11 protein-coding genes are annotated in these 9,451 nt (G+C 69.3%); 8 read left to right on the forward strand and 3 right to left on the reverse strand.

What is annotated here, in order from left to right; translation table 11 throughout:
* Nucleotides 1-137: 137 nt before the first annotated feature.
* The 7 genes from ftsZ (at nt 138) to BST38_RS24395 (ending at nt 5,223) form a co-directional block, all read left to right on the forward strand.
* Nucleotides 138-1,313 (forward strand): cell division protein FtsZ, encoded by a 1,176-nt coding sequence (gene ftsZ, locus BST38_RS24365; RefSeq protein WP_083146063.1) that lies wholly within the window; start codon nt 138-140, stop codon nt 1,311-1,313.
* 16 nt (nt 1,314-1,329) lie between these two features.
* Nucleotides 1,330-2,040, forward strand: coding sequence for a peptidoglycan editing factor PgeF (gene pgeF / locus BST38_RS24370; RefSeq protein WP_083146064.1), 711 nt, complete (start codon nt 1,330-1,332; stop codon nt 2,038-2,040).
* Nucleotides 2,037-2,876, forward strand: a complete 840-nt coding sequence (locus tag BST38_RS24375) for a YggS family pyridoxal phosphate-dependent enzyme (protein WP_083146065.1) — start codon at nt 2,037-2,039, stop codon at nt 2,874-2,876. The genes pgeF and BST38_RS24375 overlap by 4 nt, the downstream gene beginning before the upstream one ends.
* Nucleotides 2,873-3,517, forward strand: coding sequence for a cell division protein SepF (locus BST38_RS24380; RefSeq protein WP_083146066.1), 645 nt, complete (start codon nt 2,873-2,875; stop codon nt 3,515-3,517). The genes BST38_RS24375 and BST38_RS24380 overlap by 4 nt, the downstream gene beginning before the upstream one ends.
* A gap of 98 nt (nt 3,518-3,615) precedes the next feature.
* Nucleotides 3,616-3,909, forward strand: coding sequence for a YggT family protein (locus tag BST38_RS24385; protein WP_083146067.1), 294 nt, complete (start codon nt 3,616-3,618; stop codon nt 3,907-3,909).
* Nucleotides 3,910-4,029: 120 nt separating this feature from the next.
* Nucleotides 4,030-4,836, forward strand: coding sequence for a DivIVA-like cell division protein Wag31 (gene wag31, locus BST38_RS24390; RefSeq protein WP_083146068.1), 807 nt, complete (start codon nt 4,030-4,032; stop codon nt 4,834-4,836).
* 33 nt (nt 4,837-4,869) lie between these two features.
* Nucleotides 4,870-5,223 carry a phage holin family protein gene (locus BST38_RS24395; protein WP_083146069.1) on the forward strand — a complete coding sequence of 118 codons (354 nt, stop codon included), beginning with the start codon at nt 4,870-4,872 and terminating at the stop codon, nt 5,221-5,223.
* 3 nt (nt 5,224-5,226) lie between these two features.
* Here BST38_RS24395 and BST38_RS24400 read toward each other — a convergent pair whose 3' ends face one another.
* Complete coding sequence (locus tag BST38_RS24400) at nt 5,227-5,877, reverse strand: phosphoribosyltransferase (RefSeq protein WP_083146070.1); 651 nt, start codon at nt 5,875-5,877, stop codon at nt 5,227-5,229.
* A 70-nt stretch (nt 5,878-5,947) separates the two neighbouring features.
* Here BST38_RS24400 and BST38_RS24405 point away from each other — a divergent pair, with 70 nt between their 5' ends.
* Nucleotides 5,948-7,297 (forward strand): TIGR01777 family oxidoreductase, encoded by a 1,350-nt coding sequence (locus BST38_RS24405; RefSeq protein ID WP_083146071.1) that lies wholly within the window; start codon nt 5,948-5,950, stop codon nt 7,295-7,297.
* On the opposite strand, the gene BST38_RS24410 is transcribed toward BST38_RS24405, so the two are convergent.
* Nucleotides 7,279-8,007: a type 1 glutamine amidotransferase gene (locus BST38_RS24410; RefSeq protein ID WP_083146072.1), complete on the reverse strand. Its 729-nt coding sequence runs from the start codon at nt 8,005-8,007 to the stop codon at nt 7,279-7,281. The genes BST38_RS24405 and BST38_RS24410 overlap by 19 nt on opposite strands.
* A gap of 40 nt (nt 8,008-8,047) precedes the next feature.
* On the reverse strand, nt 8,048-9,280 hold the full coding sequence (locus BST38_RS24415; RefSeq protein ID WP_083146073.1) for a cytochrome P450: 1,233 nt from the start codon (nt 9,278-9,280) through the stop codon (nt 8,048-8,050).
* Nucleotides 9,281-9,451: the final 171 nt, after the last annotated feature.

Here is a 9,451-nt window from a genome sequence, read left to right on the forward strand (position 1 = left end):
GGCTTGCGTGGGGCGCGGCCCTACCGTTCTGTTTGCGCGGAACAACTTGACATAACTCTAAGCCTCTGGTTGAGGTTGAGGGTTTGCTCCAGCGGTTATCCGTTACCAGACAGGCAACCAGGCAGGAAGGGCAATCGATGACCCCCCCGCATAACTACCTCGCTGTGATCAAGGTGGTCGGCATCGGCGGCGGTGGCGTCAACGCCGTCAACCGGATGATCGAACAGGGTCTCAAAGGCGTCGAGTTCATCGCGATCAACACCGACGCCCAGGCGTTGTTGATGAGCGATGCCGACGTCAAACTCGACGTCGGCCGCGACTCGACCCGCGGTCTCGGCGCCGGGGCGGACCCCGAGGTCGGCCGCAAGGCCGCCGAGGACGCCAAGGACGACATCGAGGAGCTGCTGCGCGGCGCCGACATGGTGTTCGTCACCGCGGGCGAGGGCGGCGGCACCGGCACCGGCGGCGCACCCGTCGTCGCGTCGATCGCGCGCAAGCTCGGAGCGCTGACCGTCGGTGTCGTGACCCGGCCGTTCTCGTTCGAGGGCAAGCGCCGCAGCAATCAGGCCGCCGAGGGCATCCAGGCGCTGCGCGAGAGCTGCGACACCCTGATCGTGATCCCGAACGACCGCCTGCTGCAGATGGGCGATGCCGCGGTGTCGCTGATGGACGCGTTCCGCAGCGCCGACGAGGTCCTCCTCAACGGTGTGCAGGGCATCACCGACCTGATCACCACCCCCGGCCTGATCAACGTCGACTTCGCCGACGTCAAGGGCGTGATGAGCTCCGCGGGCACCGCGCTGATGGGCATCGGCTCGGCCCGCGGCGACGGACGTGCGCTCAAGGCCGCCGAGATCGCGATCAACTCGCCGCTGCTGGAGGCCTCGATGGAGGGCGCGCAGGGCGTGCTGCTGTCGGTCGCCGGCGGCAGCGACCTCGGCCTGTTCGAGATCAACGAGGCCGCGTCGCTGGTCCAGGAGGCCGCGCACCCGGACGCGAACATCATCTTCGGCACCGTCATCGACGATTCGCTCGGCGACGAGGTCCGGGTCACCGTGATCGCCGCGGGCTTCGACGCGGCCGGACCGGGACGCAAGCCGGTGACCGGTGAAGCGCAACCGGCCGCCGCGCCGGCCTCGCAGCCGATCGCGCCGGGCACGGCGGGCCGGGTGAACTCGTCGATCTTCGAACCAGCCGATCCGACCAGCGTGCCCGCGGGGCACACCAACGGGGCGACGGTGCGCATCGGCGGTGGTGACGACGGCGGTATCTCGGACGACGACGTCGACGTGCCTCCGTTCATGCGCCACTAGCTCGTAGGGTTGCCAGGTGACCTTCCGCATCCGGCGCGTCACCACCACCCGAGCGGGCGGGGTTTCCACACCGCCGTACGCGACGTTCAACCTCGGCGACCACGTCGGCGACGACCCGGCGGCGGTATCGGCCAACCGGCACCGGCTGGCCGAGGCCGTCGGGCTAGGCGACGACCGGTTGGTGTGGATGAACCAGGTGCACAGCGCCAACATCGCCGTCGTCGACCACGGCGGGACCGTGGACGAGACCGACGGCCTGGTGACCACCGTGCCGCGACTGGCGCTGGCCGTCGTGACCGCGGACTGCGTGCCGGTGCTGATGGCCGACGCGCGCGCCGGGGTGATCGCCGCGGTGCACGCGGGCCGCGTCGGTGCCGCCGCCGGGATCGTGGCCCGGGCCCTGGAGACGATGGTCGACGCCGGTGCCGACGTGGCCGACGTGTCGGTGCTGCTCGGGCCCGCGGTCAGCGGACGCAACTACGAGGTGCCCGAACCGATGGCCGCCGAGGTGGAACAGGCACTGCCGGGAAGCCGGACCCGAACGGGCCGCGGCACGCCCGGACTCGATCTGCGCGCCGGTATCGCCAACCAGTTGCGCGGTCTCGGGGTGCGCGCGATCGACGTCGACCCGCGCTGCACGGTCGAGGACCGCAACTTGTTCAGCCACCGCCGGGACAACCCGACCGGGCGGCTGGCGTCGCTGATCTGGATGGAGCCCGCATCGTGACCACCGAGCGCGAGGACGAGCTGCGCGGCCGGCTGGCCGCGCTGCGGGAGCGGCTGGCGCGAGCCGCCGAGGACGCCGGGCGTGACGTCGGCGAGATCGAGCTGTTGCCGGTCACCAAGTTCTTCCCGGCCGAGGATGTCGTGGCGCTGTACCGGCTCGGCTGCCGCGCATTCGCCGAATCCCGCGATCAGGAGGCTTCGGCCAAGGTCGACCAGGTGGCGCAGGCCGTCGGAGGGCTCGGTGACGAACCGCTCCGGTGGCACATGGTGGGCCGGATCCAGCGCAACAAGGCCCGCTCGATCGCGCAGTGGGCGTATGCGGCGCATTCGGTCGACAACGCCAAAGTCGTTGCCGCGCTCGACCGGTCGGCGTCGGCTGCGCTGGACGAGGGCGTGCGCGCCGAGCCGTTACGGGTGTTCGTGCAGCTCAGCCTCGACGGCGACGAGTCGCGCGGCGGTGTCGACGTGTCGGCTGCCGACCGGATCGACGAGCTGTGCGCCGCGGTCGACGGTGCGGACGGGCTCGCGTTCGTCGGGCTGATGGCGATCCCTCCGCTGGGTGCCGATGCCGACGAAGCGTTCGCCCGGCTCCAGCAGGAGCGCGACCGGGTGCAGCGGCATCATCAGCAACGTCTTGGCTTGTCAGCGGGGATGTCCGGTGACCTCGAAGCGGCGGTGCGACACGGATCAACTTGTGTGCGTGTCGGTACCGCGCTAATGGGATCTCGACCGCTAACGTCACCCGCAGTAGTCACACGAGTCACACCTTCATCACAGACAACAGTTCCGCTGGAATCCTCCGAGCCAGCGCCACCGCCAGAAGGGTCCACACAATGAGCACACTGCACAAAGTCAAGGCCTACTTCGGTATGGCGCCGATGGACGACTACGAGGACGACTACTACGAGGACGACGACCGCGGATCCGCACGCGGCTACCGCCGCCCGCGCGAGGAGCGGTTCGACGACGACTACCAGCGTGGCTACGACAGCCATCCGGAGGACCGGCGTCGCGAGTACGACGAGCCCCCGGCCTACCGGGCCGGCGGTTTCGACGACGCCCGGTTCGAGGCGCGGATGCGTACCCCGCGCGAATTCGACCGCACCCCTCCGCGTTTCGGCGCCATGCGCGGTTCCACCCGTGGTGCCCTGGCGATGGATCCGCGCGGCATGGCCGAGCTGTTCGAGGCAGGCAGCCCGCTGGCCAAGATCACGACCCTGCGCCCCAAGGACTACAGCGAGGCCCGCACCATCGGTGAGCGCTTCCGCGACGGCACCCCGGTGATCATGGACCTGGTCTCGATGGACAACGCCGACGCCAAGCGGCTCGTCGACTTCGCCGCCGGGCTCGCGTTCGCGCTGCGTGGTTCCTTCGACAAGGTCGCGACGAAGGTGTTCCTGCTGTCGCCCGCAGATGTCGACGTCACCGCCGAGCAGCGCCGCCGGATCGCCGAGGCCGGGTTCTACTCCTACCAGTAGGCACCGCTCTCACCCCGGGTAGGCTGGCTGGGCCGCACGGACGGTGTCGGTTCGCGGCTGTAGTCAAAGTCACATCTGCCTGAGTGAGGTCGGCTTCGTTGGCGCTGTTCTTCGAGATCCTGGGTTTCGCGCTGTTCATTTTCTGGCTGCTGCTGATCGCCAGGGTCGTGGTCGAGTTCATTCGATCGTTCAGTCGGGACTGGCATCCGCGGGGTGCGACGGTCGTCGTGCTGGAGATCATCATGACGCTCACCGACCCGCCCGTGAAGTTGCTCCGCCGGCTGATTCCCCAGCTCACCATAGGTGCGGTCCGGTTCGACCTGTCGATCATGGTGCTGTTGCTGCTCGCGTTCATCGGCATGCAGCTGGCCTTCGGAGCGGCCACCGCCTGACGAATTATCGGCCTCGACTGCAACCGCCGGGTCTGGTGTGACAGGATGGACGCCAGTTACGTTCCACACAGGCTTTACACTTCGTGATCAGTTGACGGTCCAGACTCAAGGGGGCAGACGATGCCGCTCACTCCTGCCGACGTGCACAACGTGGCTTTCAGTAAGCCACCGATTGGCAAGCGCGGCTACAACGAGGACGAGGTAGACGCGTTCCTCGACCTCGTCGAAAACGAACTGTCCCGTCTGATCGAGGAGAACAGCGACCTTCGTCAGCGGATCTCCGAGCTCGACCACGAGCTCGCCTCGGCGCGGTCCGGGGGAGCGGCGGCCCAGCCGACGCAGACCATCCCAGCCTACGAGCCTGAGCCCGAGCCCGCACCCGCTCCGGAGCCGGTCTACGAGGCGCCCGCCCAGCAGGCGCCGGCGACCGAGGACCAGCACCTGCGTGCCGCGAAGGTGCTCAGCCTGGCGCAGGACACCGCGGATCGCTTGACCAGCAGTGCCAAGGCGGAGTCGGAGAAGATGCTCGCCGACGCCCGGGCGCAGGCCGATCAGCTCGTGACCGAAGCGCGCCAGACCGCCGAGACGACGGTGACCGAGGCGCGCCAGCGTGCCGACGCGATGCTCTCCGACGCGCAGTCCCGCTCGGAGACGCAGCTGCGCCAGGCCCAGGAGAAGGCCGATGCGCTGCAGGCCGACGCCGAGCGCAAGCACGCCGAGATCATGGGCACCATCAACCAGCAGCGCACCGTGCTCGAGGGTCGCCTGGAACAGCTCCGCACGTTCGAACGCGAGTACCGCACCCGTCTGAAGACCTACCTGGAGTCGCAGCTCGAAGAGCTCGGCCAGCGTGGTTCGGCCGCACCGGTGGATTCCGGGGCCAACAACGACGGCGGGTTCAACCAGTTCAACCGGGGCAACAACTAGCCTCGTGCGACTCACCTCTGGCGGAGCAGACCCATGTTGATCGTCGCGCTCGTGCTCGCCGTCATCGGCTTGGGCGCCCTGGTACTGGCTGTTGTCACGAGCAACGCGCTGATCGCATGGGTCTGTATCGCCGCGAGCCTGATCGGCGTCATCCTGTTGATCGTCGACGCCATCCGCGACCGCAACGGCGATCGCAGCGGAGCCGAATCTGATTCGGAGACAACGGATTCCGTCGACGAGGTCGACTACGAGGATTATCCGGACGAGGCGCCGATCGCCGAGGAGTACGACGAGACCGTCGACATCCAACCGGAACCCGAACCCGAACCGGAACCGGAACCGGTCAGCGAGGACGCACCGGCGGACGAGCAGTCCCCGAAGAACTGACCGTCAGCCGGCCGCCGCGAGCAGTTCGCGGACCTCGTCGTCGCTGACCTGGTGGAAGTCGGCGAAAGCCTGTCCGACCGCCTGTAAGTCGGCGGGCATCGTCGAGCACACCACCTCGTCGGCTTCCTTGCGCAACAGTCGGCACACCGACGGCGGTCCCACCGGCACGGCGACGATCACCCGCGCCGCCCCGGCCTGCCGGACGGATCGCACCGCGGCCACCATGCTCGCGCCCGTCGCGATCCCGTCGTCGACCAGGATCACCGTGCGGCCGGCCACCGGAAGTGGGCCGCGGTCGCCGCGGTAGGCCTTCTCGCGCCGGTGCAGTTCGGCGGTCTCTCGGGTGATCGCCTCATCGACGGCGTCATCGCCGATCCCGAGACTGCGCAGCAGGTCGTCGTTGAGGACCACGCCGCCGCCGCTGGCCAGCGCCCCCATCGCCAGTTCCGGCCAGTGCGGCACGCCGAGCTTGCGCACCAGACAGACGTCGAGCGGGGCCTGCAGCGCCAGGGCCACCTCCGCACCGACCGGAACGCCGCCACGCGCGAGCCCCAGCACATAGAGATCGTCGCGGCCGGCGAGGTGGGCGAGATCGCGCGCGAGAACCCGACCGGCGTCCTGTCGGTCCCGATACGTTCGTCTGGTGTCGTTCATGGCACGGTGCTGGGCGGCGCATACCCGGCTCGATTATCGGGCAATCCATCCCGGGAACCAAGGAGGGCCAGTGGGCATCGAGTACGAGAGCGTCGTCGACCATCCCCGTGACGTGGTGTGGGACTGGTTCAGCCGACCCGGCGCGATGCCGCGGCTGATACCGCCGTGGCAGCCGATGACCCCGCTGGCCGAAGCCGATTCGCTGGCCGACGGGGTGGCCGTCCTCGGGTTGCCCGGCGGGCTGCGCTGGGTGGCCCGCCACGATCCGTCGGCATATGTCCCGGGCAGCCGGTTCGCCGATGAACTGTCCTCGCGCGGGCCGGCCTCGTGGCCACCACGGGTGATCGGACATTGGCGGCATACGCACTCGTTCTCCGACGCAGGTGCGGGCACCTGCGTGCACGACCGGGTGGACGCGCCGGTCCCGGCGGCGGCGCTGCGGCCCACGTTCGTCTACCGGCACCGCCAGATCGCCGACGACCTCGCCGCGCACCGCCGCGCCGCCGACGCGGGCGCAGGCCCGATGGTCGTCGCGCTCACCGGGTCGTCGGGACTGGTCGGATCCGCGCTGACGGCGTTCCTGACCACCGGCGGCCACCGGGTGATCAAGCTCGTGCGGCGCAGCCCCCGCGGTGACGACGAGCGGCAGTGGGATCCGGGCTCACCGGCCCCGGACCTGCTCAGCGGCGTCGACGCCGTCGTGCATCTGGCCGGGGAATCGATCGCGGGCAGGTTCACCGACGCGCACCGGGCCGCCATCCGCGACAGCCGGATCGAGCCGACCCGCCTGCTGGCGAAGGCCGCCGCGGCGGCCGACGGTGGACCCCGCTCCTTCGTCAGCGCCTCGGCCATCGGCTACTACGGTTTCGACCGCGGCGACACCCAGTTGACCGAGGACGCCACCCGCGGTGACGGCTTCCTCGCCGATGTCGTCGCCGACTGGGAGGCCGCGACGGCGCCCGCGTCGGACGCGGGACTTCGGGTGGTGAAGGTGCGAACCGGGATCGTGCAGTCGGCCGCTGGCGGCACCCTGCGGCTGTTGCGGCCGTTGTTCTCCGCGGGCCTGGGTGGGCGGCTGGGCAGCGGTCGGCAGTGGCTGTCGTGGATCGGACTCGACGACCTCGTCGACATCTACCACCGTGCGCTCTACGACGAGCAGCTCAGTGGGCCCGTCAACGCCGTCGGCGCGGAACCGGTGCGCAACACCGAGTACACCGAGAGCCTCGCCCGCGTGCTGCACCGTCCCGCGCTGTTGCCGGTGCCCGCGATCGGCCCGCGGATCCTGTTGGGAGAGCAGGGCGCTCGCGAGCTCGCCGCGGCCAGCCAGCGGGTGGTGCCCGCCAAGCTACTGGCGGTGGGGCATCCGTTCCGGCATCCGGATGTCGCGGATGCGCTCGCACATCAGCTCGGGAGGGAGTGACCGGCCACCCGGGTCAGGAAGCCGCGCACCAGGGCGCGCACCCGGACCGCCACGTCATCGGCGAGTTCATCTGTGCGCGTGAGGATTTCCTCGTGAGTCAGGCCGACACCCTCGACATCGCCGTGGTCGTCCGCCAACCAGACCTTGAGCAGGTCGGCGTCGACCTCGGGATGGAACTGCAGAGCCAGCGTGCGGCCGAGCACGAACGCCTGGGACGCGTTGGCGGATCGGGCGATCTCGGTGGCCCCCGGCGGCAGCGTCCAGCGGTCGAAGTGCCACTGGAACCACGGTCCACCCGGGACCAGATCGGGGCGGTCGGAGGTGACGTCGCACCAGCCGATCTCCTGTCGCGGAGCGCGCTCGACCGTGCCGCCGAACGCCTGGGCGAGCAACTGTCCGCCGAAACAGACCCCCAGCAGCGCGATCCCGGCCTCGGCGGCGTCCCGCATCATCTGCATCTCGGTGCTGACCCAGGTATCGAGCAGCGCCGGGTTGTAGACCGCCCAGGTGGCTCCCAGCGGCACGATGACGTCGTATCCCAGTGGGTCGGGGAACGTCACATCACCGGCCGGATCGTGAGCTTTCTCGGCGGGGACCACCACGAAGGTGTCGATGTCGAAGCCGTTTTCCGCGAACGCGTCGCCGAGGAGGGCCTCGGTCGCCGAGTGCTCGTTGAGCAGGAACAGGACTTTGGATGCCACGCCGGACATTATCGCCGTGTGGTGCGCTGTTCCGCATCGCCGGGGTGAGTCAGCCCGTCCTCGAGAACGCGATCGGCAGGCGGGCGGGGCCGGTGATGCCGGTGATCGGCTTCCAGACGGCCGGTCCGTCGCGCCGGAGGTCGGGCATCCGCTGAGCCATGATCGCCAGGGCCTCGGCCAACTCGATCCTCGCGAGGTGCGATCCGAGGCAATAGTGGACACCTCCGCCGAAGGTGAGCATCGCGTGCGCGTCGTCGCGGGTGATGTCGAACCGCTCCGGGTCGCAGTGGGTGGCAGGATCCCGGTTGGCCGAGGCGGTGTTGGCCAGCACCATGGCTCCCGCCGGCACGGTGTACCCGTCGATGTCGACGTCTTCGACGGCGACACGCACCGTCGTGAAGATGACGGGGGAGAATCGCATGGCCTCTTCGACGGCATTGGGCGCGAGCTCGGGGTGGGTCGCCAGCAGCGCCCACTGGTCGGGGTGATCGCAGAACACCTCGATCGCGGCCGCGAGCTGATTTCTGGTCGTGTCGGTGCCGGCCATCAACAGGGTGGCGGCCAGGGTGAGGAGCTCCTGGTGGGTCAACCGGTCGCCGTCGAACTCGGCACGCATCAGGTCGGACAGGAGGTCCTCGGTGAGTGAGCCGCGGCGGTCGGCGACCATGGCGTCCAGATAGGCCTCCAGCGCGCGCCACGCGGCGACGATGTCGGGACCGTCCTCCACCACGTTCCAGTCGAACATCTTGAAGATGTCGTCGGCCCACGCGGACAACAGATCCCAGTCCTGGCGGCGGGTGCCGAGCAGTTCGCAGATGATCGGCACCGGGTAGCGCCGGGAGATGTCGGCGACGGCGTCGCAGTGGCCCAGATCGGCGACGGTCGACACGAGTACGGAGATCACGTCCGCGCATGCACCGCGCAGACGCCCCGCCGCCGTCGGGGTGAACGCCTTTGCCACGAGCCGTCGTTGGCGATGATGCTGTTCGCCGTTGAGGCTGAGCAGGGAGGTTATGACGATGTCCCAGAGGTCGCCGGAGGTGACCCCTTGGGCGGCGAGCCCGAAACCCTCGGGTATCTCGAAACGATTGTCGCGCAGTACTGTTCGTACCGCGTCGTAGGTGAGCACTTCGAGGCCGTGCGGCCCGGCCGCGATGGGCCCTTGCTGCCGCGCCGCGGCGATCAGGCGGTGCGCTTCGTCGGGACTGTCGGCGTGCTCGTAGGCGATGCGCGGCAGCCCGGGGTCGATGACGGTTACGTCGGTGAGATCGTCGACGGTCATGGCGAAAGTCTGGGCGGGATCGGGGCCCGCCCCCAGGGTGGTGCGCTACTGCTCTTTCGGGCCGGGGAGTGGGGGCGGCTTAAGTAGGGCGGCGATCTGTCGGTGGTGCGAGGTATCATCGAACGTATGTTCGATGGTTGGTCTGATGGGCGGGTCGTGTCGGGGGTGGCG

Source organism: Mycolicibacterium parafortuitum, from assembly GCF_002086815.1.
GTDB classification, from domain to species: Bacteria; Actinomycetota; Actinomycetes; order Mycobacteriales; family Mycobacteriaceae; genus Mycobacterium; species Mycobacterium parafortuitum.